Raw genomic sequence first — 588 nt, forward strand, 5'->3', positions numbered from 1 at the left:
TGCGGGGGGTGCTTCGGAGAGGGGTGCGGGCTCGGCGGGTGGGGTCAGCAACTCGGCCTGCAGGGCTCGGAGTTCCTGGCCCGGGTCGGTGCCCAGTTCGTCGGCCAGGGTGCGGCGGGCTTTCTCGTACGCACGGAGCGCCTCGGCGGGGCGGCCCGCCGCGCGCAGGGCGCGGATGAGCTGGGCGCGGAGCGGTTCGTCGTAGGGGTGCGCCGCTGTCAGTTCCGTCAGCTCGGGGAGGAGCGCGTTGGGGTCCGTGCCCGCGCGGAGGTCCGCTTCGATGCGGAGGCGGTGGGCGGCCTGGCGCTGTGCCTCGGGGCGTACGGCATGGTCGGTGCCGGGAAGGTCGGCCAGGGCGGGGCCGCGCCAGAGGGCCAGGGCGGCGCGCAGGGTCTCGGCGGCTTCGGCGGGAGCACCGGCTTCGAGCCGGGCGGCCGCTGAGCGGGTGCGGTGCTCGAAGTCGTACAGGTCGATGTCGGTGCGTTCCGCCTCCAGGCGGTAGCCGCCGGGGGTCGAGGTGATCGCGTCCTTGCCGAGGGTGCGGCGGAGGCGGGCGATCAGGGCCTGGAGGGCGGCGGGGGCGTCGTG

The 588-nt window shown here is 76.4% G+C and carries 1 protein-coding gene; it reads right to left on the reverse strand.

Going from position 1 to position 588, the window contains the following annotated elements; all coding sequences use genetic code 11:
* Window positions 1–588 (reverse strand): AfsR/SARP family transcriptional regulator (locus tag J0695_RS39085; protein WP_206969612.1); only part of this gene is annotated, 588 nt, incomplete at both ends.

Origin of the sequence: Streptomyces beijiangensis, from assembly GCF_017315755.1 — a bacterium.
Taxonomy (GTDB): domain Bacteria; phylum Actinomycetota; class Actinomycetes; order Streptomycetales; family Streptomycetaceae; genus Streptomyces; species Streptomyces beijiangensis.